The following is a 25,955-nucleotide window of genomic DNA, read 5'->3' as shown; positions in this document are numbered from 1 at the left end:
ATTAAGTACATAATAGTGTGATGGTGGTCACCTGTAAGTCCTTTATATGTAAAATAATTATCTTTATATATTGTTTTTGATTATACTGCGGAAACATAAAAAACACATAATATGAGATATATTCATGTCGAAAATAAAGTGGGGTGTTGGTGGCGTCATCGCGGTTGCAACATTGGCTGTAGGTGGGAATTTATATGCAGATAAAAGTTTGCAAACCTATTATCAGCAAGAAGTTAAAAAACCAAGTAATAATTTAACCTTAAATTATAAAAATTTTCAGATGGGTGCATTCCAAGGACAGGCAGATTGGACAGCAGATCTGGTACTGGATCCATGTAAGCCAAAAGATGTGATTAAACTCACAGGGCGAGATCAGATTCAACGCAGTTGGAATGGTTACCAAATTCAGTCAGATATTAAAGTTGTACAAGCTGATAGCGCATTGAAATCTTTATTAGATCAACCTTTAAAGCTCAAAACTCATGTGAATTGGTTAGGGACAATGAACTCAACGCTGACCACACCTGTGATTGTGCGAAACGAAGCTAAAATGCAAACGCGTTTAGATCCTGTCACTTTGGAATATCGGGCGAAGCCTGTGAATGATCAATTACAACTTCAGGATTTAAAATTAGCCATTCCTAATTTGAGTGTGATTGATGCCGAAACCCACTTCCAAATGACAGGTTTGAAAATTGAAACCAATCAGGGTTTGAATGGTAATTATCTGGAAGCAGGGAAAACCACGGTTCAAATGGATTTACTGAAAATGGCAGATCGCGGTTTGAATAATCCAATGAGTGCTGAATTAAAAAACTATCGGATTGAAGCCGAAAGTGACCTGACGGATCGAGTGCTTAATACCAAAATGGCAGTTCAGGTTGAAGAAATGAAAATGCCATTTTCACCTATGATGCAGAATGTCAATTTTAATTTTAACGTATTGGACGTGAACCGTGCCAAACTTCAAGCATTGTTCGATATTCTCGAAAAGAGTGAGAATAGTTGTATAGCACAAGAGAAATTATTACAAGATTTAGAACCTGCTTTACTTGCGGTTATCAACGAAGGTTTTAAGTTTGATTCTAGCGATAATCAAATCAAGATTGGAACTGGTGAAGCCAAAGCTAGCCTAACGGGTCGTTTTATGCCAAGCCATCAAAAGACCTTAAAAAGCATGGTGGCTATGGTGCCAAGTCTAGTTGAATACAAAGCTGATGTGCAATTTGATAAGAACATGGTCGCTTCAATTATGAATAGCCTTCCTGGTAAGGGGTCACAGTCGATGTCGGATCAAGAGATTGAAACGATGCTCAGCAGTATGCAGCAATCGGGGCAATTGAAGCGAGATGGTGATGTGCTGAAAATGTCGATGGAATATAAATATGGTGAGAAGAAATTTTTAACGGAATGATTTTATAAAAGTTTTAAAAGGAGCACTCTATCTAACTTTTTCCTGTATTAAGCGAGATAGAGTTTAATTTACGTTAATTTACAGATATGAATGTGCGGTAAATTTTCTAGAATGAGTACATTCCTGAATGAAATATCGGCGGGTTGATTGACTATGATTTAAGGTTCATTGACTATTTCCAAACAGGCGTTGGAATGAACCTACCGACTCCTACTGCTCCCATAGAAGTAGGGGTTAGTGCAACAAACCCGAGTTTACAAACCTTTATCACTCATATATTCCCAAAAAGCTTTGCTGAAGCGATGGTGAATAATGAGATTCTTCAGATTCTTATCTTCTTTATATTTTTCGGTTCAGCCTTAGCTTACGTTAATCACCCATTCAACAAAAGGGCTGCATTATGAAAAACTTTAGTATGGGTTTCTCATCAAAAAAAAAGACCGCTTTAGCGGTCTTTTTTAATATCGGGATTAATTTTTTGGATGACTAATTTTCCACGCACGGTGGATTTTTTGGTTACGTTTGAAATCTGGCCCAATGGTTTCACTAGTAATTTCTTCGACATCAAAGAATGCCAAAATTTCTTCATCCATTTCAAAACCACGGTAGTTGTTTGAGAAGTATAAAGTCCCTTCAGTGGTTAGACGGTTCATCGCACGTTTAAGTAGTGATAAATGGTCACGTTGCACATCAAAAGTACCATGGAACTTCTTCGAGTTAGAGAAAGTTGGTGGATCGATGAAGATCAGATCATATTGTTCATGACCTTCTTTAAGCCATTCAAAACAGTCGCTAGCAAAGAACTGGTGTTGTTCATCGGCATGATCAACAGTTAAACCGTTTAATACGAAGTTTTCTTTTGACCAGTTTAGGTAAGTGTTTGACAAGTCCACACTGGTGGTACTTGCAGCGCCACCTAAAGCCGCATGTAGGCTGGCAGTTGAGGTATAGCTGTACAGGTTAAGGAAATGCTTGCCACGTGCTTCTTTGGCAATACGTAAACGTATTTGACGGTGATCAAGGAACAGTCCTGTATCAAGATAGTCGGTCATATTGACCAAAATTTTTGCTTGACCTTCTTGCACAATAAAGCGTTTTGAAGCTGTACTTTGTTTGGCGTACTGATTTTTACCTTCTTGACGTGCACGGGTTTTAATAAAAATCGCATCTCGACCTAAACCTGTGACTGCACGAATTGCGGCTAAACCCAAGTTAAAACGTTTTTTAGCTTTTTCAGGATCAATGGTTTTCGGTGGCGCATATTCTTGCACATGCAAACGATCGCCATATAAATCGATCGCAAGGTTAAAATCAGGTAAATCTGCATCATATAAACGTAAGCAGAACACACCGTCTTTTACAGCCCATTTCTTTAAGGTTTGCATATTCTTTTGCAAACGATTGGCAAAATCTTCGGCACCTTCAATCGGTTCAAATTGAAGCGGCTGCCATGTTTCTAAGAATGGTTTGACGACGGTTGCAGGTTTAATTTTGCCTAAGCGAATATAGATTGGTAATTTACCATTCATCAAACGCATAGTCTGTGGGTCACTAAACGCCATTACATCGGCTTGTTCTACTGCTGCTGCAATAACTGCTGCCGTTTGATTTGGGAAGTGTTTTTGGAGCAATGCAGACAAGCCCAAATATAAAGCACGATTCGATGCTTTCTCTCCTAAACGCTCACCATAAGGCGGGTTGGTCACAATAAAGGCGGTTTTGTTGCCGAGCTCAAAATCTGGCCAATCGGAAAGGGTACGTTCTTCAATTTGAATTTGATCGAGCAGATTTTCAAAGCCTGCTGCAATAATATTTTGTTTCGTCGCTTTAACCGCTTCCCAGTCTGCATCAAAAGCATAAAACTTTGGTAATGGTTGTGTCATTGCCTGCTGATGACGTTCCGCTGCTTCAGCCTTAATCGACATCCATAACTCGTTGTTATGACCATTCCAGCCATTAAAACCAAAACGGCGGACTAAACCAGGAGCACGGTCAGTTAACAACATTAAAGATTCAATAATGAAGGTACCTGAACCACACATTGGGTCTAAAATAATGTCTGGACGTAATTGTTGAAGTTTGGCTTTTTGCAAAATTGCAGCAGCCAAGTTTTCTTTAATCGGGGCATCCGTCATATAACGACGATAACCGCGTTTATGTAAAGAATCGCCGGATAAGTCTAAGCAATAGGTATGTTCGGTTTTACCTGCAAGGACATACAGAGTAATTTCAGGTTGCTTGGTATCAATGCTCGGTCGACGTCCAACTGCTTCCATGAATGAATCCACAACGCCATCTTTAACACGTAAAGTTGCGAATTGTGAGTTGACCATAATGTCACGTTCAATGTGTAAACGAATGGCGAAAGTACTTTGTGGTGCAAAAATGAGTGACCAGTCAAAGCTAATCGCACCTTCATAAAGTTCTTCAGCGACATCACGTGCATCATGACTGCGTTCTAGTTCATGTGTATGAATAGGCAGTAGAACACGTGAAGCCAAACGTGACCACATGCAAATACGATAGGCTTGTTCTAATGTGCCTTTAAAAATTAAACGCCCTGGAAAGCGTTCAATTTGTGCAATGCCTAGACCTTGTAATTCTTCTTGGAGTAAGGTTTCAAGCCCATCTGCACATGTGACCCAATAGTTGCTTAAACGTGAAGAGCTATTCATAAATTAGATAGACCAAGATTTTAAAAAATACTTTGCAAAGTTTAACTGATTTTGGCTTTGAAAGCTTTTTAAATTGCTTGTTTGAATAATCAGATCATAAAAAAATACACTTTTAACGATCTGGTTCTCAAAAATTGGTATGTATTTTGCTACTCCAAGAGTATCAACAGCGATGTGGATGAAGCTGGGCTTTATTTGTTAAATCTGTTGTGAATGAATTATTCGTATTAAATTAAATAAAACTGGGGGATTGAAAGAGATGTCTAATCATGGATTTGTTGCTCATCCTGAGGCTTTTTCTGCTGCGACTTTGATTTATACGCGATTACGCCGCGTTTCTGGGCGTGTCATTGATGCTATGTACCTTACGGAGAATAAGGCGTATGCAAAACATGTGGTTGATTTGGCATTCGCTACGGGCGATGCAGAGTTAGTCCGTCAGGCTGAACGCCTAAGCAGTTTCATGGATTTGGATACAGTGATTGAACCAGAGGTGGTGGCTGAAACTGTGGTTGAGCCGACACAGTATCGTGAAGAAGAGGTCACTGAGGACGAAATTTATCGCGCTCAGGTACATCATCACTATATTGGTGCATTACGTTAAATCATGTCGCAAAATAGTTTGCTGATCATGTAATTCAAGCCAATCATCTTATAATGCTAAATTTATGATGATTGGTGTTCTCATTTACAGCGCTAAATTTTGTTTAAATTATCTTATTGAAATAACGCATAGGAAAATAAGAAGTCATTTTAAATATCGTCATATTTTCTGTTGAGTGTCGAAAACTTCAACTGCCAAATTGGGGGGATTTCTGTATAATACGTTAACTTAACGTATAAGGAATCTCTCATGCACTTGGCGGCATTGCATACTCCGAGTCAGATTCAACTCAATAAAGATGGAAATTTAAAACATTTCCTGACCATCGAAGGGCTATCGAAAGCCACACTCACTAAAATATTGGACACTGCGCAGTCCTTTTTTAATGACCAAAATCAGCTGATTACCAACAACCTACTTGAAGGTCGTACGGTGATGAACCTGTTTTTTGAAAATTCCACGCGTACCCGTACTACCTTTGAAGCAGCAGCAAAAAGATTATCGGCCAATGTCCTGAATATTGATATTGCACGTTCAAGTACGTCTAAGGGTGAAACTTTACGCGATACACTTTGGAATTTAGAGGCAATGGCGGCGGACATTTTTGTGGTTCGTCATTCATCTTCGGGTGCTGCACATTTTATTGCTCAGACGGTTTGTCCGCATGTTGCGATCATCAATGCAGGTGACGGACGTCATGCGCATCCTACACAAGCCATGTTAGACATGTTAACCATTCGCCGTGAAACCAAAAAGCCATTTGAAGACATGAGTGTGGCGATTATTGGTGATATTAAACATTCACGTGTGGCACGTTCAGATGTTGCTGCTTTACAAACTTTAGGTTGTAAAGATATTCGTGTGATTGCTCCGAATACATTATTACCTTATGGTTTTGAAGAATATGGGGCAGGCGTTCGTCTATTTAACAAAATGGATGAAGGCGTGAAGGATTGTGATGTGATCATTACCCTGCGTATTCAAAATGAACGGATTGATTCGCCAGCGCTGTCTTCACAGTCTGAATTCTACAAAATGTTTGGTTTGAACAAAGAACGTTTAGCATTGGCGAAGCCTGATTGTATCGTGATGCATCCAGGGCCTATGAACCGTGGTGTGGAAATCGATTCCAGCATTGCAGATGGTCCACAATCAGTGATTTTAAATCAGGTCACGAATGGTATTGCGGTGCGTATGGCTGTCTTAGCGCTTTCAATGCAAGGTCAGTTGCAAGAACAAGGTTTATTAGAAGCAATTGCGGGATAAGAAAAAGCCATGAGTATTGTAAAAATTGAAAATGTCCGTGTCTTAGACCCAATTCAGCAAACTGATTTGGTGCAAACTGTTTATTTAGAGCAGGGTAAATTGGTAGCTGCTTCTGAACACGTTGAAACAACTCTGGATGGTCAAGGCAAATGGTTAATGCCAACCATGGTCGATTTGTGTGCGCGTTTACGTGAGCCAGGTCAGCAGCAGCATGGTACGCTCAAGTCTGAAGGTCGTGCAGCACGTGAGAATGGTATTCTGCATGTGTTTACGCCACCAGATTCAAAACCGATTGTGCAAGACAATGGGGCTTTAATTCATGGTTTGGTTGAAAAAGCCATGTTAGATGGGGGGATTTACCTTCAGGTAATTGGTGCGCAAACCCAAGGTTTAAAAGGTCAACAACCTGCGAACATGGCGGCTTTGAAAAAAGGTGGCTGTACTGCTGTTTCAAATGCGAATGCATCTTTTGCCAATGATGATGTCGTTCTTCGAACTTTGGAATACGCAGCAGGTCTCGGTTTAACCGTTGTGTTCTATGCAGAAGAACCACAACTGGCCAAAGATGGCTGTGTACACGAAGGTTTTATTGCATCACGTCAAGGTTTACCAATGATTCCTGCGTTGGCAGAAACCGTTGCGATTGCTAAATATTTACTCATGATTGAAGCCACGGGCGTGCATGCACATTTTAGTTTGTTGTCATGTGGCGCTTCTGTGGAGTTAATCAAAATTGCCAAAGAAAAGGGCTTACCAGTTACTGCCGATGTGGCAATGCATCAACTACACTTAACAGATCGCTTGATTGATGGTTTTAATGCGTTAGCGCACGTGCGTCCACCACTACGTTCTGAAAAAGATCAAGAGCGTTTACGCCAAGGTGTAAAAGATGGTGTAATTGATGCGATTTGTACTCATCATGAACCATTAAGCAGCTCGGCAAAAATGGCACCATTTGCAGAAACTGAACCTGGTTTTACTGCATTTGATACCTATGTCTCTTTAGGGGTGCAATTGGTGAAAGAAGGTTTATTTACGCCTTTAGAATGGGTGGAGAAAGTGACTTTAGCACCAGCCAAAGTTGCCAATATGCAAGAGCGTTGGGTAAAAGAAGCGGGATGGGTATTGGTTGACCCAGAACTTGAGTGGACCTTAACCAAAGAGAGTATTCTTTCACAAGGTAAAAATACGCCATTAATTAATCAGACTTTAACAGGAAAAGTACTGCAAACTTTTCATGCTTAATTTTTGAGTGTTATAAAAAGCCAGCAATCGCTGGCTTTTTTATGCCTAAAAATTTGAGATGGATCAAGGGTTGTAGAAAATACAATAATTTACACTGTATAAAAATTGAACATATAAACTAACTTAATAAAACAACAAAAGAATAAGAGGGCAGGAAATGCTGACCAATATCATTGAATTACTACAGCAACAAGTCACACCTATAGTTTTACAATCTGAGACAGAGCATTTGCTGGAAAAGAAACATGCCCTAGATAATTTTTATCCGATTTTACTCAGTTTATTAAAAGAAAAACCAGATCATATTACGGAGTTACAGAACCATCTTAATCCCAGATTGAGTGATCTTTTTAAGACACATCAATCGCTCAAAGAAAAATTTATTGAAGCAATTGGTGCGACCGCACCACCATCTGAAATTGAAGAAACCTTGAACAATGCGATTGCACCGACTTTGGGGGTTTTAGAGACACAAGCCGGTTCAAATGATCAGCATGCCATAGAGCATTTTTTACTTAATCACAATACGGACATTGCCGTAGCTTTACCTTTGTGGGCTAAACCACTACTTGCCGCACTAGGTGTAAATACACTAGTTGGTCAAACTCTAAATCAAAGCCTAAGTAATGCTTCTTATATTGGTGCAAAAAAGCAAAGCCGGTGGTGGATACCCGTTTTATTTATTGTTGTATTGGGGGTAATCTGCGCTTTACTTTTTAAAATGTGTAGCCGTGATGAACAATCTAACTCAGTGGTAGAGAATACGAATATTGCCAGTCAACCAGCAAAATTTCAGTTAACCACTGGACAGGATGGGATGTTGGTCACCTGTCAAATTTTTACATCTAACAAGTCTTATATTGATATTTTACAAACGGAAGTGAAACAGATATTTACTCATCCTGTCGGATGTGGGGTCGATGATAATAGTCAATTTCATAAAACTTTGATTGATCAGGAGGCAATTCCCAGTGTGTTGAAAATGATAAAAGGAACACCGAATGTTTCAATGACTTGGATGGGTGATCAATTGTCGATTCAAGCTAAAACTAATGCAGTTGCGACCGAGCTTGCCCAAAAAATCCAACCGTTAGTCAAAAATATGCAAATAGTGACGCAGCAGCCTTTAGATGTAAATCAAGCTGTAGGAAGTAGTGTTAGTAGTGCTGAAAAAGCACTGGCGAGTTTAAATCCAGAACATGTAAGTGCCTTAGATGTAGCAACGGCTTTAAATTTACAAATCATCAATTTTGAACCTCACTCAAGCGAAATTCCTAAAATTAATCAATCTATTCTGGATCAAGCAGCAGCGTTAATTCGGCGTGCACCGCAAGTTCATTTGGTGATAGAAGGGCATACGGATAACGTAGGTACTGCACAAGACAATAAAGAACTTTCAGTGAAACGTGCTCAAGCAGTTATGGATTATTTAATTAAAAAAGGGGTTGATCCAGCTAAATTGCAAGCTGTAGGGATGGGTGCTGAAAAACCCATTGCTGAAAATAGTACGCCAGAGGGGCAGTTTAAAAATCGTAGAATTGAATTTACCGTGCTGAATACTGAAACGGGTAAAGCACGCCAAGTGAATGACCAAGGCGTGAGTACTGGGAGTTATTAAAAGAAGAACCTAATTTGCATAGAGGACACATAGTCCCGTTGATGGTTATGCGCTTAATTTTGAGTACATCGTGCTCACTAGAAAAGTGGGTTTAAAAAAGTTTTTGTAAATCGAATGCTTGAGTTAAGTGCGGATTAAGAATATTGGTTTAATATCGGTATTTATGTGGCATGAATAAAAAATCAAGTTGAGAGCGTTGATGAGAAGGTCTATACATTTAGAGAAACATAATTTAGAAAAAACGGGTTGGTTGCGTGCGGCAGTTTTAGGAGCGAATGATGGCATAATTTCAGTCACCAGTCTGGTAATTGGTATTGTGGCAAGTGGTGCAGGGCAACAAACCATTCTGATTACGTGTTTAGCAGGTTTGATTTCTGGTGCGATATCTATGGCTGCGGGGGAATATATTTCGGTTAAGTCGCAAGCCGATATTGAAGAGGCAGATTTAGCACTTGAACGACGTGAATTAGAGAATAATCCTGAACAAGAATTAAGAGAACTGACACAAATTTATATCCATCGTGGTTTAGATGAAAAATTGGCGCACGAGGTGGCAATTCAGTTAACAGCACATGATTCTTTGGCAGCACATGCCCGCGATGAAATTGGCATTATTGAAATGACTGCAGCAAAACCAGTGCAAGCCGCTTTGTCTTCGGCTTTATCATTTTCAGTTGGGGCAGCCATTCCATTGTTGGCTGTGCTTATGGCACCACAAGATTATTTAGCTAGTGCGATTGTGATCGTTTCTATTTTTGCTTTAGTGAGCTTGGGTGCATTAGCAAGCTATACCGCAGGATCATCCATTTGGAAAGGTGCTTTAAGAGTGTTGTTTTGGGGATGCTTTGCTATGCTGATTACCAGTGCCATCGGTTCAATGTTTAATGTGAATGTCGCGTAACGACTAATGTCTATGCTATGAGTTTACTTTCCGACGAAATGCAATTGAAGCTTGTGTTAATTATTTGCCATTCGATAAAAATGTGATAATTATAATGCTATGCATTTGATCACTTGGATGCATTGATGTTTCAGGACTGAAACATGCATGAAACAAAAAAATTAAACAAGGAGTTTAAAATGTTTCAACTACTCAGAAAGTTACTTTGTTTCCACATTTATGAATATGAACGAATGCAGGAAATAGGTGAACATCTGGAATGCAGAAAATGTGGCGAGAATAAGACCTCTTCGTCTTAGAATTGCTCTAGTTAAATCCGAAATGAGTCAATCATTTCGGATTTTATACATTCTAGGACAGCTATTTTTTAGATAATTTTTTTTGTATTGCTTCTCGAATTTGATTAAAGCCCGATACAATACAAGGCATTAACTTTATTTTTCGACCAAACATGTCTAAAGATTTTCAAAAAGAAAGCTATATTGTCGATGAGCAGTTGGTAGATACCCTCATATGGTTATGCCATCATCAAGATTGTTATGAACGTTTCGAATATGATGCAGTAGCCGAACAGCTAACGGTTTTCCACGCCAACGGTGCCGATGTTATTCGAAAAGGGGATTATCTAACTGCACAATATGGCATTCTGATTACCGCACATAACTTTGCAGGTTAAACTGCTCATTCTTCATTGAGCCAGTAGTATAAAAATCTTAATTGGAATACAAATAAAAATGCCAATTCATAGAATTGGCATTTGATTCAGATTAACAACTTGAGAAGGCTTATTAGCCTGCCATTGCATCTACTGAAAGTTCAGAAACAGTCGGTTTTGCTTTTTCAGCAACTAAACCTAATTTATTAAATAACTGTTTGTCGCGACCTTCACCCGCATTTGGCGTAGTCAGTAATTTTTCACCAGAAAACAGTGAGTTTGCACCTGCCATAAATGCCAATGCTTGGTCCGAATCAGATAAAGATTCACGACCTGCAGAAAGACGAATATAGCTTTTTGGCATAATGATACGTGCAACAGCAATGGTACGAATCCATTCAGTCACATCGAGCTTTTCTACATCTGCCAATGGCGTGCCTTCAATTGGAACCAGCATGTTAATTGGCACTGATTCTGGGTGAATAGGTAATGTTGCAAGTTCAAGTAATAGACCAATACGATCGGCAGTGTCTTCACCCAAACCAACAATACCACCACTACACACTTTCATGCCTGCACCGCGTACATATTCAAGTGTATTTAAACGATCATCGAAAGTACGGGTACTGATGATATTTGAATAATACTCACGTGAAGTATCAAGGTTGTGGTTATAGTAATCGAGTCCAGCATCTTTTAAGCGTTCAGCCTGAGACTGGTTTAACATGCCTAAAGTCATGCAAGTTTCTAAACCTAAAGCTTTTACTTCACGAACCATTTCTAGTACATAAGGCATATCGCGCTCGTGTGGGTTACGCCATGCAGCCCCCATACAGAAGCGTGAAGAACCAGACTCTAAGGCTTCTTTGGCTTCGCTAATGACTTTGTCTACAGCAATACGCTTTTCTGCTTCTAGTTTTGAATCATAACGTGCAGATTGAGAGCAGTATTTGCAATCTTCAGGGCATTTGCCTGTTTTAATTGATAATAAAGTGCTGACTTGAATGGTATTGGCATCGAAATGCTCACGATGAACTTTCTGAGCTTGGAAAACCAAGTCTAAAAAAGGTTGTTCATATAAAGCTTGAATTTCTTCACGCGTCCAATCATTACGTACAGTCATTCTAGGAAGTCCATCATCTGTATTCTTTATTGGCTTTTATAATACAGATTTCGTGCCAAAACCAAAGGCAAAAAAAACCAAAACTTATGGTATCTGACGATTAAAAAAGGTCGATGTAATGAGCGATTAGATGCAAGTTTTAGTCACAAAGTCAGCTATTTTTAGTGAATATTCCATGCAAAGTTTTTATTTGGTTCAATAGATTTTGCGCCAAACAAGTAACTATCCTTTTTATAAAACAATAACTTTGCAAAGAACTGGATATGCAAAGTTTCTTTATTAATAACGGACTAATGACTTTAAATTGTTTGAAATTTAATCAATTGTTCTTGAATAGCCCAATCAATATGGACTTGCACAATATCATCATGCAAGTGACGAGTTTCGTGCAAAGTTTGTAGAATTAAGCTAGAAAATGGTGCATTTCCTAAACCAATCGCAATATTGCGCATAAAGCTTTGGTAGCCTGTGCGCCGTATTGGGCTGCCTTCGGTATTGGTTAAAAAAGTTGCTTCATCCCAGTGCCATAAATCTAATAAAGTGACCTGATCTAGATCATGGCGTGGATTAAAATCTTCGATACTGGCTTTTTGCGCAAAGCTGTTCCAAGGGCAAATGAGCTGACAGTCATCACAGCCAAAAACCCGATTGCCGATTCCACGTCTTAATTCTTCGGGAATAATGCCTTTGTATTCAATGGTTAAATAAGCAATACATTTACGTGCATCGAGCATATAGGGTTCGACAATCGCTTGTGTCGGGCAGATATCAATACAAGCTGTACAGGAGCCACAATGCTTCGTGGTCGGACCATCAAAAGGTAAATCAAGAGAAGTAAACAATTCCCCTAAAACAAAAAATGAACCTGATTTTTTATGAATAAGTAAAGTATGTTTGCCTGTCCAGCCCATACCAGCATTTTCTGCCAAAGACTTTTCAAAAATGGGTGCGGAATCTGCAAAAGGGCGGGACTCAAACTCTCCGACACGCTCACGAATCCGTGTTGCTAGCGTTTTAAGACGCCCGCGCATAATTTTATGATAATCCCGCCCACGTGCATAACGCGCAATAATGGCGGCATTCGGTTCATTGGGAACATAACGTGGTTTTGGGGTTTCTACTAAATAGTTCATCCGAACACAAATAATGCTACGAGTGCCTGGAACCAGTAGCGTTGGGTCGGCACGTTTGTCCAAATTTTCTTCAAGATAAGTCATATCTGCATGATAACCACGCTTTAAATATTCTTTAAAACGTTCTAATTCTGCTTGAGCATCTGGTTTGGCAATGACACAATCAGCAAAACCCAAGTCTAAAGCCTGCGTTTTGATCCATGTTTTTAGCTCTTGAAGATCAAGCTGTTGCAGTGAGATGTTTGAGGAAGAAGAGGTCGAAGCCATAAACCAATAATAGGGGAAATCATGCAACGTTCAGTTTACCATAGCAGCGAAATTCAAGCATGGGAGCAACGTTGGTTTGCTCAGCAAAATTCATCATTAGGTTTAATGCAGCAAGCCGCTTGGACAATTGTGCAACAGTTATTACCACAATTTGAACAAAAGCAGATTAAAAAAATAGCGGTGTGGTGTGGGCAAGGCAATAATGCGGGGGATGGTTATTTTATTGCAGGTTACTTAAAACAGGTGGGTTTTCAAGTCACTGCATTAACCACTGAACGTGGACCATCACCAGATTTACATCGAGCATATTTATTTGCTCAGTCGCAGAATGTGTCTTTTATTACAATTGAAATGGTTGTAACACAGCCTGAGTTGCAACAACACTTATCGAGTTATGAATGTCATATTGATGCTTTATTTGGAATAGGACTGAACCGTGAGTTGGGTCAAGATTGGCAAAGGATTATTCACTTATTCAATGCACAAACGGGATTGAAAATTGCGGTCGATATTCCGAGTGGCTTACAGGCGAATACAGGTCAGGCTTTACCCTGTAGCATTCAAGCTGATCAAACCTTTACTTTGCTGGGTTATAAAGCAGGCTTATTTACAGGACAAGGTAAGGAATTTGTGGGGAAATTACATTTACTCAGTCTTATTCCTCAAGATGATGAATTACACCCCATCGCGCAGTTATCGCCAAAGAAGATTACTTTACCGCAACGGCAAGCCTTTGGACATAAAGGTAGTTATGGTCACGTACTGGTGGTGGGTGGTCATGCTGATATGGGTGGGGCAGTCATCATGGCGGCAGAAGCTGCTTTTCATGCGGGGGCTGGAAAAGTCAGTGTGGTCTGTCATGCCAAGCATCACTCATCAATTTTGGCGCGTGCTCCAAATATGATGCTGCGAGATATTAATGCTTTAAATTCTGAGGCAATTCAACAGTTATTAAGCCATGTCGATGCGGTTTGTTTTGGCATGGGGTTGGGGCGTGATGATTGGGCTGAGCAGATTTTTCAGCAATGGTTCGAACTACTCAATCAAAGTACACATTTAGAAGTCGTGTTGGATGCAGATGGACTTTGGTTTTTAGCTAAAGAAAAGCAAAAGTTGAATGATCATATCTATGCAACACCACATTCGGGTGAGGCTGCAACTTTGTTGGGTTGTACAGCAGCGGATATAGAACAAGACCGTATTGCCGCGATTCATCGATTACGTGCGACTTTTGCTGGGCAATGGGTACTCAAAGGTTCAGGTAGTTTGATTTTGGAGGATAAATTGTATATTTGTACTCAAGGCAATGCGGGCATGGGAACTGGCGGCATGGGTGATGTACTCGCAGGTATGGTGGCGAGTTTAAAAGCGCAATTTCATGATCAAATTGCCCTACATCAAATTGTCAGTTTACATGCACAAGCTGGGGATATATTGGCTGAATCAGGGATACGTGGTTTACAAGCTCATGATATGGGACGAGCAATTTATTCTGTTGTGAATGGAGATTAAGATGCAAAAAGCATTTCGGCTCATCATTTCAGGACAGGTTCAGGGAGTGGGCTATCGTCGATGGTTTTATCAGCAGGCTCAAGCTTTAGCATTAAAAGGCTATGTCAAAAATTTAGCAACAGGTGAAGTAGAGGCTCTGGTGATCACTGATGCAGAAAGTCTATCTCGCGTGATCGAACTGGCTTATTTAGGACCATCCCATGCCGAAGTGCAGCAGGTGAGAAGTTGTGAAGTATCACAAGATCTCGACGTGACTGACTTTCAGATTATTCGTGAATAAACGAAATTGTTGAATTATTAACGACGTCGGCTACTGGAACGACTCCGTCCACGAGCCATGCCCCCTAAAGCATTAAGTACAGCCAGTTTACTCATAGTTCCTGAAGCATGTGCATGACAAATGGCAGCGGCCAGTGCATCGGCAGCATCGGCTTGGGGAGTCACACTTAAGTTCAGGAGTTTGACCACCATCATTTGAACTTGTTCTTTATCCGCAGCGCCATAGCCAACCACCGACTGTTTAATTTGGCGGGCGGTATATTCAGCAACTTGCAAATCCAGATTTACAAGCGCAGCAATCGCTGCACCACGAGCTTGTCCTAATTTTAGTGCGGAATCAGGATTTTGAGCCATAAATACTTGTTCAACCGCTGCTTCAGTCGGACCGTGAAATTTCACAATCCGTTCAACACCTGCAAAAATACGTTTTAGGCGTTCTGGCATGTCTTTGCTTTCGGTACGGATGGTTCCCGCATCGACAAAGCGTAATTTTTGACCGTCTTTTTCTATAATTCCATAGCCTGTAAGGCGTGAACCTGGGTCAATCCCAATAATTAATGACATAATAAAAACTTGGTAAGATCTGAAAAAATGATGCAGAGATTGCAATCGATCTGTGAAGTATATGATTTTATCGACTTGGAAGAACAGTTATTTCGCTTTAATCAAGGTGTTGTTGAGCGATCTGGCTAAATTTTCACAGGCGTATTTGTTGGTGATGATTTTGAGTAATCGTAAAGAGCATGATCACCAAAAGTAAAACCCGAAAATTTTACAATTAACGGGTTCGAAGAAGGATTTAGAATTTCCACTGCAATGCAAGCGATGCATTTAATGGATCGCCGGGTTGAATCCAAAGCTCGCTATAACTTGCAACATAGTAGGTTTCATCCAATAAATTATTGATATTGAATTGATAATGGAGTTGCTCTGATGGCGCATAATAGGCGTGTAAATTGACTAAAGTGTATGCAGGTAGGGTAAATCCATTATCACTGCTATGCCCACTACGATCTCCGACATAAATCGCGGTTGCACCGATGCCCATTTTATTGGCATTTGCCAATGACCATTCGTAATTTCCATTGATTGAGCCACTGTGTTTCGGCACATTACTTAATCTGGAACCTTTGACAAGTATTTGGTCTTTTTCAACTTTTGCATCGGTGTAGCTGTAGTTGGCTCGTGCTGAGAATTGATCATTCAGTTGCATTTCTAAATCAAGTTCAATGCCTTGGCTGGAAACTTCACCTGCCGCGACTTGATAATTAGCATCTGTGGGATCGGTGGTTAAGACATTTTCTTTCTTCATTTTAAATAAGGCGAGACTAAGCAGGCTCTGAGGGTTGATCTGGTATTTGCTCCCCACTTCGTAACTTATGCCTTTTTCTGGATCAAAAACTTGGTCATGACGGTCTACACCGCTGTTCAGTGCGAATGAATGTCCATAATTTGCATACCATGACCAATCATCATTTAGCCGATAATTTACGCCTAATCGTGGACTGGTTTGTTGTACATCTCTTTTACTTGAGCTATCAATCAGTTTATTTTGAAAATCTTGCGTGATATGGTCAAAACGTGCGCCAAGTAGGATGCTCCATTGATCATTTAGAAAAACTTGATCTTGAAGATTCAGGGCAAAATAGCTTTGTTGTTCTTCTGTATTAATGAATAACGGAAGTTCAGGAAGATATTGTCCATACACGGGGTTATAGATGTCGATAGTATTGGGGATGCTGGTGCTATGATTACGTCGCAATTGAAGTTGGCGATAATTCAAGTGGCCAATTTCACCGCTGACCAGAACTTCGTGTCTGGCCCAATCTTGTTGAATTACGCCCAGTAATTCCGTTTGAAAAAGGGCGTCATCACTTTTATTGTCACGATAACGACGTTGTCGTTCTAGGGTCTGACCATCACTTTGAATTTTACGCGGCTCACTAGAAAAACCTCTTAATTGGGCATCTTTAAAGCTCAAGGCATTATTGATTTTCCAAGCGTCATTATATTGATGTGAGAGACGAAGCTGGTAAAAGTTGTCCTTTTGAAGATGCTGACCATCATTGGGCTCGCCTGAAAAGGTTTCAGGTTGCATGACAAATTGTTTTTGATAACTGCTGATTCCACGGTCGAAAGTTCCCTTTTGTTGCGTAAACTCGCTATCAAAATCGAATTGAGTTTGATCAGAAATTTTCCAAGTCAATTGAGGTGAAAAAAACCAACGTTCACTGGATACATGGTCACGGAAACTTTGATTATCTTCATGTGCAATCGCAAATCGATAGGCAATGTCATTATTGAGAGGACCTGTATGCTCAAAGCTCGCACGATATTTTTCTAGGCTATTGGCGCGTAGATTAATTTCACTTTGGGATTCCCATTTAGGCTGTTTGGTGTTGATATTCAAAAGTCCACCTGTTTCACCACGACCATAGAGTGCAGCCGTAGGACCCTTTAAAAAGTCGAGTGATTCGATATTGACCATATCTCGCGGGACACTAAGTCCACGATTGACGCTCAGACCATTTCTAATCATTTGAGCCCCAATATTAGGATCGGTACTAAAACCACGAAAAGAATAGTTGTCCCAAAAGCCACCTCCATAATTAGTTTGATGATATACACCACTGACCTGAGCCAGAGCATCATCTATACGTTGTACATCTTGCTGTTGGATAAGGTCTTTGGAGAATAGGCTGCGACTAAAAGGGATGTCGAGAATATCATGTGAAAACTTGGTTAAGGCAGTCGTTTGCTTTGAACTTTCTGTTAACGTTTCGGCCTGTAATTGTATGGTTTTAAGTACTTCTGGTGTACTTTCAGCCCAACAGAATGGCGCGAAGAGAGACAAGCTGAGGCCAGAATAAAAGAGGTGAAAAGATTGTTTCATAAGTCATAAAAAAGATTAATGTAATGTTATAACATTTTATATTTTTATGCCTAGAATGCTAGAGTAATTTCTATTTGAAATATAAATAACACAAATGAGTAATTCTCATGATTTCTTCAATTCAAGCTGTACGTACTGAGAAGCGTAAAATTCTAAAACGCGTTTAAACAATAAAGTTGTAAGAACAGCACCAAGATTGTCACTAGATTTGAATAGTTTGTACAATTTTTTGACCAAGGGCTTTAAAAATAAAAAACTGCCCTTATAGATATTCTTAACCATAGAAAAATGCTGAACACTTTGACAGCTTTAGAATATGGTCAATTTTTTTATTTTAGAGATTTGATTAATTTTCATGAAATTATTTCTGATTGTACTTGCGGGCTTAATTCTAGAAGTATTCGTCTGGATTGGCGTGGGCGACCTCGTTGGTAGTATGTGGTACGTGTTTTTCTGGTTTGTGGCTGCCTTCTTTATTGGATTAAATATTATCCGTAAATATTCGGCGGGGATTATGCCGCAGATGCAACAAATGCAATCAGGTCAGGTGAGTTCAGACCCTGCATTTACTGGAAATTTACCTAAAATTTTCGCTGGTTTTCTACTGCTGATTCCAGGTTTGATCAGTGATGTATTTGCCGTTTTATTGTTAATTCCTGCTGTTCAAAAAGCGTTGCAAGCTGTATTTATGAAAACCATGATGAAGCGTCAACAAGCCATGATGAATAAAATGATGGGTGGCATGATGGGCGATATGGGTGGAGTAACAGGTGCGCAAGGGCAAAACCCATTTGCAGATTTAATGCGTCAAATGCAAGACATGCAAAATCAACAAGGTGGTCAATACCGTGATTCAAGCATTATTGATGGTGAGGCACATGAAGTAACGCCAGATGCCAAGAAAATTGAAATGAAAGATGTAAATAAATAATCAAGCCGATTATCATTAAATCTAAACCGAAGTCACTCAAAATACTTCGGTTTTTTTATAATCAATATGTGATTAATGCAGTAAAAATTTAAACAAGCGTTATAATTCATCAATTGGAAAATGAATCGCTTTATAAAAATATGTCTCTATTACTGACCATCTGTGCTTTACATTTTGTCGCACAATTAACCCCCGGACCAGATGTTTTGCTGATTGCAAAAAGTTCTGCTTCTACCACACGCTTAAATACCTTAAAAATTATTTTAGGCATATCGGCAGGGATTGTTGTTTGGGTGGTGTTAACCTTATTAGGCTTTACGGTATTGGTTGAACAATTTCCATGGATTCAGCAAATCTTGATGCTGATAGGGGGATTTTTCCTAGCTCGCATGGGATGGGGGATGTTAAAGGAGGGTTTAACTTCTGCACAAAGTCCTCAACTAGAAGGGACTTTAACTCTGCCGGGTCAGCAAAAATATTTTCTATTGGGATTATTGACCAATTTGTCTAATCCAAAGACCTTAATTTATTTCAGTAGCGTCTTTTCCTTAGCACTGGGTTCGTCTGCAAATGCCAATTTAAAATCTCAATTGGCATTCATCATCCCACTTCAAACATTTTTGGTGTTTAGTTTATTTATGTTCATCATGTCTACACCAAAAATTAAAGCCTTGTATCAACGAGCAGGACACGCTATTGATATTCTCTCGGGGGCTTTATTTCTAGTGTTTGCCATTTGGCTTTGGTACGACGCTATTCAGATGTTTTAGATTGAGTGTTGGTTTCTTGAATCTGTGCTGAAGTTGAGTTTACGATTTCAGCATTTTTCGTAGTGTCAGCATAACTATTGGGTTTGAGCGTGGTTTCAGTATTTTCAGAGCCTTTAAATTTTCGGCTACGATTCGCGCGCTCCCGTAACCCGCCTTTTTTAATCAATTGTATCATCGCTGAAATCCACACTAAAAAATGAATCTGGACGGCTATATTACTTGAATTATGGGAGGAGTTGAATTTTATGAAACTCAAACCTCGTTACATATTCATTAAAGTCATCATTTCCATAAAAAAAATCCAAACAGTAGATGAGTGGTGTACGCATTAATTTTGAACGCTACAGTCGGCTTTTGTTGGTGACTTCTCTTGTGCATTTACAAATACTCACATAACATCAAGAAAGATTACATTGCTCTGTAGTTGGGAATGTGAAAATAAATACAACCACTACAGTGAAATAGGAGTATACCTATGCTGTATCAATACCATTGTGCTTGCTGTGATTTAGTGGTCGATTCGGATGTTAAAGAGTGTCCGAATTGCGGCTCACATAACATTCGAAGTCCATTTGGTTTCTGGATTTTTTGTATAGCGACGTGTTTAGCCGTTGTGATTGTGTTTAAAGTTGTGCAAGTTTATCTTCATAATCAGGCTGAAGCACCTGTGCAGCCAACTTTACTTGAAACATTGCATTTAAGTAATGATAAGTCCTGAGAGATTCAGGACTTATTCTTTTAAAGTGGTGCATGGTTGATTTTTGAAAGATCTGTATTCACTTGAAAAATTTTGCTGCGAATATGGGTAATACCGAAATTTTCTAAACGTGCGCAGTGCATGGTTAAATAATTGGTAGCATTTTCTCTACAATCAAATAGATAGATTGCACCTGCTTCTTGAGCATCTTTATTTTCTGCCCAAATTTTCCAAATAAGACCAGTTTCCTAATTAATATTTTCTGCAAGTGGGGCAAATGCTTTTGTCATTTCTGCTGCAAAAGGTCCAGTACTGGAAAAATCGATTTGTAATAAGACGGTCATATTAATAATTCTGAAAGCTTCAATTACTTTAGGATATTTTTGCTGAGCTGAGTTTGGAAAAAGGATAGCAAAAATAAAAAGGAGACCTCATCAGATCTCCTTTAAATTCTATTTATATAACTTTATCAGGTGTCATTAATACTTGATTAATATATAATTTTATTAAACGGTCACGTGAGCCAATCGCTTTTTGGTAATGGGTTGAATTGAGCAACAAGCATGCACCATAGGTGACGGTCCAAACATAAGACTGATAGTCACGAATAGACATTGCACTATTGTTTTCTTTTAAATATTTATCAGTGATTTCTTTAATACTTAAAATACGCGCTTCACGGATTTTATAGAGTTCATCAAATAAGTTATTCAGCTTACGTTCGTTGTTGGTCAGACGTTCCTCAATCACATGCAGTAAAATTGTACGGTTTGAATTTAACATGTTGTAGAGCATGTATTCTGAAACATACGAATTGATGTCTGTGTTGAATTTGTGTGAAATATCGAGTAAACGTTTTTCGTTTAGAATAATAAGTTCTAAATAAAGTTGATTTTTACTGTCGAAATGCTTGTAAATTGTACCTTTGGCGATATCTAACTCAGAAGCAAGTTCTTCAAGAGTAATGTCCTGATTATTATCGAGTAATAATTTTTCGGCCATTGCTAAGATTTTTTCTTTACGTAAAAGAAAATTTTGTTGGCGTTCTGAATTCATGCATATGTTCCGTATAAGATCACTATAAAAGAACTTGTGAGAAGACTATAGCAACTTTTTCTTAAACAGAATTAAACTATTGTAGAAGAAATGCCGATAAAAACAACAATTAACCTAGTTTGATTAAGCTTGAAACAGTCATGCTATAACTTGTAGGGGAGATATCTAAATTGGGATACCTGTCTTTAATTGGGTCAAAATAATGATTTAAAAAGGTTTTGTAAAGTTTAAGCAGAAAGCAAATTGAAAGAAATTATGATTATGAATTTTTTTCTAATTAAATCAGATAATTATTTTGAAAATTTTGGCTTTGTATGAAATTTACAAAAGTACATCATCCATGATGTGATTATTTTTTAGCATTTGTAGAAACAAAAATGTCCCTGTTTTTGATTCTAATAAATTTAATCAATAATACCTGTGATTTATTGGCTGCCTTAGATTCAGGGCATTTAGATGGAACTATTTTAGATGTGTTTGAGCATGAGCCATTAAGCTCAGAAAATCCCTTGTGGCATCATCGAATATTGTTGTAACGCCACATATAGCCTCACATGCCGACTTAAATGTCGTTGTGCAACAAATTGTTGAAAATAATCAATTTGTGATGGTGTATAAAAGTTTGCTCAATGAGGTAGATGTTATACGCGGCTACTAGTAGAGGTCATGCTCGGCTACTAAATGTCTTCCCAAAACGATTGTGATGTCGAAACCTAGAAGTAGACAGTGGAATGTACTTCTAAGTTTTTTTAATTAATTCAAAGAGAGCTAAGCCTTAACCATCTGTTTAATTTTAGCCATGATGGTCGGGTTACAACCTAAAATTGCCATTAAAATAATAGAGATTCCTAAAATGCTAAATACATCTGGAATTTCATGCCAGAAAATAAAGCCCCAAATGCCTGCAAACACAATCGCAATATAATTCATCGGTCCAATTTGCCCAGCAGGGGCAAGGCTGTAGGCATATGACATAAAGAGTTGACTGATGTTCGCTAAAAGTCCTACCGTAATTAAGAGTAGCAATTCTTTGAGGCTAAACACGCGCCAGTGCCAATACATCGGAATAGAGGAGATGAGTGTGCCGAAAATACAGAAGTAAAAAACAATTCGTTCTGGCGGCTCGGTATTGGTCAGTGCACGTACCGTGACAAAGGCCATCGCAGATAAAAAACATGCACCTAAGCCAATAAAAGATAAGCTGTTAAATAGTCCCTGATCGGGTTTTGCAACCAGCAGTACCCCAATTAAACCAACTACGGCAGCAACAATCATACCTTGACTAATTCTTTCTTTTAAAAAGAAATAGGCAATCAGTGGAATGAAGATCGGAGATGAGTAGCTAAACACCATTGCATTAGAAAGTTTAAGATGTGCGATGGCATAGAAAAAACCATACATTGCGGCTAAACCGACCATACTGCGCCAAGTATGCATCCACAATTTATCGGTTTTAATAAAACTTAAGCCCTGCTTAAACAGCATAGGAATAAAAATAAACAATCCGACGGCATTTCTAAAAAAAACCACGGTTGGATTATCTACCGTTTCAGATGCAAAACGAATACACACACCCATAATGGAAAACAGGAAAGCAGAGGTCATTAAACAGAGGAGTGCTTTACCCACGGCATTAGAGGATGCGAACGTGTTTTGCAACATAAAAAAGTTGATCCTATTCTTGAGTTGAATGGGTTAAAAGTTGTATGTAATGACGATACTTTTAACCCAACAAAATTTAGGTTACAGGTGCTGGGTTGAAAACAGCTAGAGAGTTATGAATTCCCCAGTGATCTGACCAAGTTTTCTTTTCACCACTTGCAACTTGAAGGATGAGTTCAAACAATTCCCAGCCCACTTGTTCAATACTACGCTTGCCAATAGCAATATCGCCAGCACTAATATCTATTAAGTCATACCAGCGGTTAGCAATGGTATTGCGACTTGCCATTTTAATCACAGGAACTGCGGCTAAACCATAAGGCGTGCCGCGACCCGTCGTGAAAACTTGTACCGTAATACCCGAAGCCATTTGTTGTGTACCACAAATAAAGTCGCTGGATGGGGTTGCCGCAAAAATCAGTCCTTTTTTGCTTGGTTTTTGACCTGGTGCTAATACTTCAACAATGGCTGAACTGCCAGATTTGGCAATCGAGCCCATGGCTTTTTCCACAATGTTGTTTAAACCACCTTTTTTGTTTCCGGGTGTGGTATTGGCACTACGATCGACTTTACCTGCGGCGAGGTAGTCATCATACCATTGCATTTCACGGATCAGGTCTTTTGCAACTTGCTCATTTTCAGCGCGCGGTGTCAGTAAATGAATACCATCACGCACTTCCGTCACTTCCGAGAACATCACTGTTCCACCACAACGGATAATCAGATCAGAGGCAAAACCAACAGCAGGGTTAGAGGTTACACCTGAGAACGCATCACTGCCACCACATTGCATACCCACAACGAGGTTTGATGCACAAACATCTTCACGTTGGCGCTGATTGAGTTTTTCTAAATGGTGTTCTGCCACCGCAAGAATATGGTCAATCATGCTTTGGAAACCATTATGACGTTCATCTTGTAGTTGAATAATGTCTTGGTCTTCGACAGGAATACGTTTGTTTTCTGCAGGAATATTCAGTAAGCGTTCAGGCTGCATTTTTTCACAGCCTAAGCTGACCACCATGACTTCGCCACCAAAGTTTGGATTCAGCGCTAAGTTATGAATGGTGCGAATTGGCACAATCGCGGCCGGTGCATCAATCGCGACTCCACATCCATATAGGTGATTGAGTCCGACAATACCATCGACATTTGGATATTTATGCAGTAATTCACGTTCTACGATTTTAACCACATGATCGACAATCCCTTCAACGCAGTTTACGCTGGTGGTAATTGCCAATAAGTTTTTAGTACCGACAGAACCATCTTTGTTTTTATAACCTTTAAAAGTATAACCAGTGAGGGGTTCAAGTACTGGGGCAGGGCGAGTCGCAAGCTCTAAAGAGTCTAAAGTGGGTGCTTCAGGCATCAGCGTTACCGCTTCATTGACCCATGAGCCTGCATTTAATTCTTTATTTGCATATCCAATAATTTCACCATAGCGAACAATCGGATCATTTTCTTTTAATGCTGTTAATAAAACTTTATGCCCTTGGGGAACAGCTTCAACCAAAGTGATATCTTGTGCTTCAACATAAGTATTTTGTGCAAGACCACCATCGTTCACCACGATCGCGACGTTGTCTTGCGGATTAATTTTGATGAGTAGTGGTCTTTGTTGCATGATCGTTCCTTGTATATATTGGGTGAGAAGATAGATTTGGGTCACTTCGACCCAAATCTATCTGAAGGGGAGATTTATGGCGTTGTTTTAAGTTCAAAGCGTTGGATTTTGCCAACCATGAAGAGGTAGCATAAAATCGCAATAACCGCATGGATACCCACAAATACTAGGGCACCATTGAATGAACCCGTTGAATTAATGATGTAACCAATCACGATTGGGATGACGATACCCGCAGTATTACCAAAGGTATTGAATAAACCACCCGATAAACCAATCATTTCTTTTGGTGCAACATCGGACATAACTGCCCAGCCTAAAGAGCCAAACCCTTTGCCGAAGAAAGCCAATGACATAAAGAAGATGATGGCTGTATGCGATTCCACATAGTTACAAATCACAATACTGGTCGATAAGAATAGGCCTAAAATAATTGGCAGCTTACGAGCGAATGTTAAAGAGCGATTCATTTTAATTAATCGGTCTGAAACCAAACCACCCAAAATACCCCCAATAAAACCACAGAGTGCAGGTGCAACAGCCGCAAAACCAGCTTGCAAAATGGTCATATGACGTTCTTTTACAAGGTACACTGGGAACCATGTTAGGAAGAAATATGTCAAACAAGTAATACAATATTGGGCAATAAAAATACCTAAGAGCATGCGTGATGCGAGAAGACTTTTAATCTTTTTAAAGCTTATTTTATTTTCTGCATCTACAACTTTGGATTGATTTTCACCCATATTGGTGAGTGCGCCACCCGCTTTAATGAACTTCAATTCATCTGTATTAACGGTTGGATGCTTTTCTGGACTATAGATAACCTTAAGCCAAATGAAAGCCACAACAATTCCTAATCCACCCATAATCCAGAAAACGGATTGCCAATGGATTTGTGCAACGAGCCACCCCATAAATGGAGCAAAAATTACTGTTGCAAAATATTGAGCTGAGTTAAAAATTGCGGCAGCAGTACCGCGTTCTTTAGTGGGGAACCACGCAGCCACAATTTGACTGTTACCTGGGAAAGCAGGGCTTTCTGATAAACCCACAAGAAAACGTAAGATGAATAATGATGCGATGATTAAAGGAATTGAGCCCCAAATATCAACAAAACCCAACATCACTGTAAAGATTGACCAGAGCATAATGCTCCAGAAATAAACTCTTCTTGCACCGAACTTATCTAATAGCCACCCCCCAGGGATTTGACCAATTACATACGCCCAGCCGAAAGCAGAGAAGATATAGCCCATAGTCACAGAATTTAAACCTAATTCCTGAGACATTGGCGTGGCAGCCATCGAGATAGTTGCTCGATCACCGTAGTTTAAAGCTGTAACCAAAAAAATCATCGCTAAAATATAATAACGGGTTTTGGTATGGGTTGCCCTTAATGGCACTACAGCTGTACTTGTTTGCAAATTGTCCATATACAAACTCTTTTAGTAAGCGACCTATTTCAGCTCCGTGAAATAGGTGACGTCATGTCAAATTCATCGATAGAATAGAGTAGTGAAACTTGAAAGGGAATCATCTCACTCTTTCCATTGTCCTAGTTCTAAATGGAATCTTTAGATGTATGACATCATATGATTAAAAATATTATTTTGGCAAGCATTCA

General features: G+C 39.3%; 24 protein-coding genes and 1 pseudogene. 14 read left to right on the top strand and 11 right to left on the bottom strand.

The features are described from left to right. Window positions 1-124: 124 nt before the first annotated feature. The gene (locus E0H94_RS03495; protein ID WP_131325153.1) at window positions 125-1,414 is read left to right on the top strand and encodes a DUF945 family protein; all 1,290 of its coding nucleotides are present in this window, start codon (window positions 125-127) and stop codon (window positions 1,412-1,414) included. Window positions 1,415-1,584: 170 nt separating this feature from the next. Next, a pseudogene (locus E0H94_RS03490) lies at window positions 1,585-1,791 on the top strand (cation:dicarboxylate symporter family transporter); the annotation flags it as partial. Between the two features lie 93 nt (window positions 1,792-1,884). Here E0H94_RS03490 and rlmKL read toward each other — a convergent pair. Then, window positions 1,885-4,089, bottom strand: a complete 2,205-nt coding sequence (rlmKL, locus tag E0H94_RS03485; protein WP_131325152.1) for a bifunctional 23S rRNA (guanine(2069)-N(7))-methyltransferase RlmK/23S rRNA (guanine(2445)-N(2))-methyltransferase RlmL — start codon at window positions 4,087-4,089, stop codon at window positions 1,885-1,887. 250 nt (window positions 4,090-4,339) lie between these two features. Between rlmKL and E0H94_RS03480 the strand changes: the two genes are divergently transcribed. The 6 genes from E0H94_RS03480 (at window position 4,340) to E0H94_RS03455 (ending at window position 10,399) form a co-directional block, all read left to right on the top strand. Further along, entirely contained in the window at window positions 4,340-4,693 is a 354-nt protein-coding gene (locus E0H94_RS03480; RefSeq protein WP_131325151.1) for a hypothetical protein, read from the top strand. A 249-nt stretch (window positions 4,694-4,942) separates the two neighbouring features. Beyond that, a complete protein-coding gene (locus E0H94_RS03475) occupies window positions 4,943-5,959 on the top strand; it encodes an aspartate carbamoyltransferase catalytic subunit (RefSeq protein ID WP_131325150.1) in 1,017 nt (338 codons plus the stop codon). 9 nt (window positions 5,960-5,968) lie between these two features. Continuing rightward, window positions 5,969-7,204: a dihydroorotase gene (locus tag E0H94_RS03470; RefSeq protein WP_131325149.1), complete on the top strand. Its 1,236-nt coding sequence runs from the start codon at window positions 5,969-5,971 to the stop codon at window positions 7,202-7,204. Window positions 7,205-7,361: 157 nt separating this feature from the next. Then, window positions 7,362-8,822: an OmpA family protein gene (locus E0H94_RS03465; RefSeq protein ID WP_131325148.1), complete on the top strand. Its 1,461-nt coding sequence runs from the start codon at window positions 7,362-7,364 to the stop codon at window positions 8,820-8,822. 199 nt (window positions 8,823-9,021) lie between these two features. After that, complete coding sequence (locus E0H94_RS03460; RefSeq protein ID WP_131325147.1) at window positions 9,022-9,723, top strand: VIT family protein; 702 nt, start codon at window positions 9,022-9,024, stop codon at window positions 9,721-9,723. A 451-nt stretch (window positions 9,724-10,174) separates the two neighbouring features. Beyond that, complete coding sequence (locus tag E0H94_RS03455; RefSeq protein WP_131325146.1) at window positions 10,175-10,399, top strand: hypothetical protein; 225 nt, start codon at window positions 10,175-10,177, stop codon at window positions 10,397-10,399. A gap of 112 nt (window positions 10,400-10,511) precedes the next feature. Here the strand turns inward: E0H94_RS03455 and bioB are convergent, their stop codons facing one another. Both bioB and queG read right to left on the bottom strand, forming a co-directional pair. Then, the gene (gene bioB / locus E0H94_RS03450; protein ID WP_131325145.1) at window positions 10,512-11,501 is read right to left on the bottom strand and encodes a biotin synthase BioB; all 990 of its coding nucleotides are present in this window, start codon (window positions 11,499-11,501) and stop codon (window positions 10,512-10,514) included. 299 nt (window positions 11,502-11,800) lie between these two features. Continuing rightward, window positions 11,801-12,901: a tRNA epoxyqueuosine(34) reductase QueG gene (queG, locus tag E0H94_RS03445; protein ID WP_131325144.1), complete on the bottom strand. Its 1,101-nt coding sequence runs from the start codon at window positions 12,899-12,901 to the stop codon at window positions 11,801-11,803. A gap of 21 nt (window positions 12,902-12,922) precedes the next feature. Between queG and E0H94_RS03440 the strand changes: the two genes are divergently transcribed. Together E0H94_RS03440 and E0H94_RS03435 are read left to right on the top strand one after the other, a co-directional pair. Then, window positions 12,923-14,413 carry an NAD(P)H-hydrate dehydratase gene (locus E0H94_RS03440; RefSeq protein ID WP_131325143.1) on the top strand — a complete coding sequence of 497 codons (1,491 nt, stop codon included), beginning with the start codon at window positions 12,923-12,925 and terminating at the stop codon, window positions 14,411-14,413. A 1-nt stretch (window position 14,414) separates the two neighbouring features. Next, window positions 14,415-14,693 carry an acylphosphatase gene (locus E0H94_RS03435; protein WP_131325142.1) on the top strand — a complete coding sequence of 93 codons (279 nt, stop codon included), beginning with the start codon at window positions 14,415-14,417 and terminating at the stop codon, window positions 14,691-14,693. 17 nt (window positions 14,694-14,710) lie between these two features. Here the strand turns inward: E0H94_RS03435 and ruvC are convergent, their stop codons facing one another. Continuing rightward, window positions 14,711-15,256 (bottom strand): crossover junction endodeoxyribonuclease RuvC, encoded by a 546-nt coding sequence (gene ruvC / locus E0H94_RS03430; RefSeq protein ID WP_116763599.1) that lies wholly within the window; start codon window positions 15,254-15,256, stop codon window positions 14,711-14,713. 235 nt (window positions 15,257-15,491) lie between these two features. Next, window positions 15,492-17,585, bottom strand: coding sequence for a TonB-dependent siderophore receptor (locus E0H94_RS03425; RefSeq protein WP_131325141.1), 2,094 nt, complete (start codon window positions 17,583-17,585; stop codon window positions 15,492-15,494). Window positions 17,586-17,940: 355 nt separating this feature from the next. On the opposite strand from E0H94_RS03425, the gene E0H94_RS03420 reads away from it, so the two are divergent. Further along, window positions 17,941-18,516 carry an FxsA family protein gene (locus tag E0H94_RS03420; protein ID WP_131325140.1) on the top strand — a complete coding sequence of 192 codons (576 nt, stop codon included), beginning with the start codon at window positions 17,941-17,943 and terminating at the stop codon, window positions 18,514-18,516. Window positions 18,517-18,656: 140 nt separating this feature from the next. After that, window positions 18,657-19,286 (top strand): LysE family transporter, encoded by a 630-nt coding sequence (locus E0H94_RS03415; RefSeq protein WP_131325139.1) that lies wholly within the window; start codon window positions 18,657-18,659, stop codon window positions 19,284-19,286. Here the strand turns inward: E0H94_RS03415 and E0H94_RS03410 are convergent. Beyond that, window positions 19,270-19,461, bottom strand: a complete 192-nt coding sequence (locus E0H94_RS03410; protein WP_131325138.1) for a hypothetical protein — start codon at window positions 19,459-19,461, stop codon at window positions 19,270-19,272. The genes E0H94_RS03415 and E0H94_RS03410 overlap by 17 nt on opposite strands. Before the next feature lie 300 nt (window positions 19,462-19,761). On the opposite strand from E0H94_RS03410, the gene E0H94_RS03405 reads away from it, so the two are divergent. Then, window positions 19,762-20,004 carry a hypothetical protein gene (locus E0H94_RS03405; RefSeq protein ID WP_131325137.1) on the top strand — a complete coding sequence of 81 codons (243 nt, stop codon included), beginning with the start codon at window positions 19,762-19,764 and terminating at the stop codon, window positions 20,002-20,004. Window positions 20,005-20,024: 20 nt separating this feature from the next. Here the strand turns inward: E0H94_RS03405 and E0H94_RS18960 are convergent, their stop codons facing one another. Both E0H94_RS18960 and E0H94_RS03395 read right to left on the bottom strand, forming a co-directional pair. After that, window positions 20,025-20,219, bottom strand: a complete 195-nt coding sequence (locus E0H94_RS18960; RefSeq protein WP_319922782.1) for a YdhR family protein — start codon at window positions 20,217-20,219, stop codon at window positions 20,025-20,027. 220 nt (window positions 20,220-20,439) lie between these two features. Then, a complete protein-coding gene (locus tag E0H94_RS03395) occupies window positions 20,440-21,039 on the bottom strand; it encodes a TetR/AcrR family transcriptional regulator (protein ID WP_131325136.1) in 600 nt (199 codons plus the stop codon). A gap of 377 nt (window positions 21,040-21,416) precedes the next feature. Here E0H94_RS03395 and E0H94_RS18990 point away from each other — a divergent pair, with 377 nt between their 5' ends. Beyond that, complete coding sequence (locus tag E0H94_RS18990) at window positions 21,417-21,575, top strand: NAD(P)-dependent oxidoreductase (protein ID WP_227548538.1); 159 nt, start codon at window positions 21,417-21,419, stop codon at window positions 21,573-21,575. 232 nt (window positions 21,576-21,807) lie between these two features. On the opposite strand, the gene E0H94_RS03385 is transcribed toward E0H94_RS18990, so the two are convergent. From E0H94_RS03385 to E0H94_RS03375, 3 genes are all read right to left on the bottom strand, one after another. Beyond that, window positions 21,808-22,698: a DMT family transporter gene (locus E0H94_RS03385; RefSeq protein WP_413773003.1), complete on the bottom strand. Its 891-nt coding sequence runs from the start codon at window positions 22,696-22,698 to the stop codon at window positions 21,808-21,810. Window positions 22,699-22,777: 79 nt separating this feature from the next. After that, window positions 22,778-24,328, bottom strand: a complete 1,551-nt coding sequence (garD, locus tag E0H94_RS03380; protein ID WP_131325134.1) for a galactarate dehydratase — start codon at window positions 24,326-24,328, stop codon at window positions 22,778-22,780. A gap of 74 nt (window positions 24,329-24,402) precedes the next feature. Beyond that, window positions 24,403-25,764, bottom strand: coding sequence for an MFS transporter (locus E0H94_RS03375; RefSeq protein ID WP_131325133.1), 1,362 nt, complete (start codon window positions 25,762-25,764; stop codon window positions 24,403-24,405). Window positions 25,765-25,955 lie beyond the last annotated feature (191 nt).

It is taken from the genome of Acinetobacter sp. ANC 4173, from assembly GCF_004331255.1.
Taxonomy (GTDB): Bacteria; Pseudomonadota; Gammaproteobacteria; order Pseudomonadales; family Moraxellaceae; genus Acinetobacter.
Note: the sequence above shows the minus strand (reverse complement) of the source record. Positions and strands in the feature narration are given on the sequence as shown.

Excerpts from the sequence above, each read along its gene's own strand:
- E0H94_RS03460 (WP_131325147.1), top strand. The coding sequence starts at position 9,022 with ATGAGAAGGTCTATACATTTAGAGAAACATAATTTAGAAAAAACGGGT.
- E0H94_RS03455 (WP_131325146.1), top strand. The coding sequence starts at position 10,175 with ATGTCTAAAGATTTTCAAAAAGAAAGCTATATTGTCGATGAGCAGTTG.
- E0H94_RS03420 (WP_131325140.1), top strand. The coding sequence starts at position 17,941 with ATGAAATTATTTCTGATTGTACTTGCGGGCTTAATTCTAGAAGTATTC.
- E0H94_RS03440 (WP_131325143.1), top strand. The coding sequence starts at position 12,923 with ATGCAACGTTCAGTTTACCATAGCAGCGAAATTCAAGCATGGGAGCAA.
- ruvC (WP_116763599.1), bottom strand. The coding sequence starts at position 15,256 with ATGTCATTAATTATTGGGATTGACCCAGGTTCACGCCTTACAGGCTAT.
- E0H94_RS03435 (WP_131325142.1), top strand. The coding sequence starts at position 14,415 with ATGCAAAAAGCATTTCGGCTCATCATTTCAGGACAGGTTCAGGGAGTG.
- E0H94_RS03395 (WP_131325136.1), bottom strand. The coding sequence starts at position 21,039 with ATGAATTCAGAACGCCAACAAAATTTTCTTTTACGTAAAGAAAAAATC.
- E0H94_RS03425 (WP_131325141.1), bottom strand. The coding sequence starts at position 17,585 with ATGAAACAATCTTTTCACCTCTTTTATTCTGGCCTCAGCTTGTCTCTC.
- E0H94_RS18990 (WP_227548538.1), top strand. The coding sequence starts at position 21,417 with ATGTCCCTGTTTTTGATTCTAATAAATTTAATCAATAATACCTGTGAT.
- E0H94_RS03405 (WP_131325137.1), top strand. The coding sequence starts at position 19,762 with ATGCTGTATCAATACCATTGTGCTTGCTGTGATTTAGTGGTCGATTCG.
- rlmKL (WP_131325152.1), bottom strand. The coding sequence starts at position 4,089 with ATGAATAGCTCTTCACGTTTAAGCAACTATTGGGTCACATGTGCAGAT.
- E0H94_RS03470 (WP_131325149.1), top strand. The coding sequence starts at position 5,969 with ATGAGTATTGTAAAAATTGAAAATGTCCGTGTCTTAGACCCAATTCAG.
- E0H94_RS03375 (WP_131325133.1), bottom strand. The coding sequence starts at position 25,764 with ATGGACAATTTGCAAACAAGTACAGCTGTAGTGCCATTAAGGGCAACC.
- E0H94_RS03410 (WP_131325138.1), bottom strand. The coding sequence starts at position 19,461 with ATGATACAATTGATTAAAAAAGGCGGGTTACGGGAGCGCGCGAATCGT.
- bioB (WP_131325145.1), bottom strand. The coding sequence starts at position 11,501 with ATGACTGTACGTAATGATTGGACGCGTGAAGAAATTCAAGCTTTATAT.
- queG (WP_131325144.1), bottom strand. The coding sequence starts at position 12,901 with ATGGCTTCGACCTCTTCTTCCTCAAACATCTCACTGCAACAGCTTGAT.
- E0H94_RS03465 (WP_131325148.1), top strand. The coding sequence starts at position 7,362 with ATGCTGACCAATATCATTGAATTACTACAGCAACAAGTCACACCTATA.
- garD (WP_131325134.1), bottom strand. The coding sequence starts at position 24,328 with ATGCAACAAAGACCACTACTCATCAAAATTAATCCGCAAGACAACGTC.
- E0H94_RS03415 (WP_131325139.1), top strand. The coding sequence starts at position 18,657 with ATGTCTCTATTACTGACCATCTGTGCTTTACATTTTGTCGCACAATTA.
- E0H94_RS03495 (WP_131325153.1), top strand. The coding sequence starts at position 125 with ATGTCGAAAATAAAGTGGGGTGTTGGTGGCGTCATCGCGGTTGCAACA.
- E0H94_RS03475 (WP_131325150.1), top strand. The coding sequence starts at position 4,943 with ATGCACTTGGCGGCATTGCATACTCCGAGTCAGATTCAACTCAATAAA.